1 protein-coding gene and 1 pseudogene are annotated in these 805 nt (G+C 38.3%); both read left to right on the top strand.

Annotated elements, in window-relative coordinates; all coding sequences use genetic code 11:
- Nucleotides 1-165 precede the first annotated feature (165 nt).
- Complete coding sequence (locus H5187_RS23790; protein ID WP_182798503.1) at nt 166-576, top strand: hypothetical protein; 411 nt, start codon at nt 166-168, stop codon at nt 574-576.
- A pseudogene (locus tag H5187_RS23785) lies at nt 546-805 on the top strand (hypothetical protein); the annotation flags it as partial. The gene H5187_RS23790 and the pseudogene H5187_RS23785, both read left to right, overlap by 31 nt.

Here is an 805-nt window from a genome sequence, read left to right as displayed (position 1 = left end):
GGTTCTTTTCTTGGGGCGATGAGCGCAAGTATAGCCACCGCATTGGCCAAGTCATTAGCCAAGCCATCATTCATTTATAAAGGGTAAATTATAAAAAAGCCAAGTTTTAATAAGTTGAGTTGTAAAAACAATACATAATGAAGTACAGCAAATAAAGGAGTAACAATGAGTAGTAATGATAAAAGCTCAGAGAAATCAAGCGAACTTGATGACTTAATTGATAACCTTATTAGTGATGAGGATCTTGAGCGCTATTTTGCTGAACAAAAAGACGGTTTAACTCATGAAGAACGGGAAAAAATAAAAAGAGAAAACCGTGTTAACGCAATTAACCAGTGGTGCGCTGAAAACCCAAATCGAGACCCTACAAGAGCAAAAGACAAAACCATAAAGCAACTGGCGTTAGATGAAGAGGCGGTGGTGCGATTAGAAGAATTTAGAAAAATAACCCAGAGAAAATGGCAGAAATCGAAAGGAGAGGCGAAAACAAAAGTAAATACCGTGATAATAGAGCAACATATAAAGAGAAACTGCCTAGAGATTATTTGCATAAAGACAGTTATGAAACGCGATTAAAAAAAGCCGAAGCACTCAATGGCTGCGGGTTTAAAACCCGCACATTTAAAAGTAAGCGTTTTACTGATGAATATGCAGCAAAGCTTTCATCCCCAGATAGTGGCTCAACGCTTGAGGGACATTGGGTAGAGAGCGATGGTAAGCAGTTGGCTATTTCATGGTTTGGAGGGTGGTCAAATTTATTTACTGCTCTAAGCTTCTTGCTAATGGTATCTGCAGTTATGTTTTT

The sequence above is a fragment of the Pseudoalteromonas sp. SG44-1 genome, assembly GCF_014164315.1.
GTDB classification, from domain to species: domain Bacteria; phylum Pseudomonadota; class Gammaproteobacteria; order Enterobacterales; family Alteromonadaceae; genus Pseudoalteromonas; species Pseudoalteromonas rhizosphaerae.
The sequence above is the reverse complement of the archived record's forward strand: the minus strand, read 5'-3'. Positions and strand labels throughout refer to the sequence as shown.

Excerpts from the sequence above, each read along its gene's own strand:
- H5187_RS23790 (WP_182798503.1), top strand. The coding sequence starts at position 166 with ATGAGTAGTAATGATAAAAGCTCAGAGAAATCAAGCGAACTTGATGAC.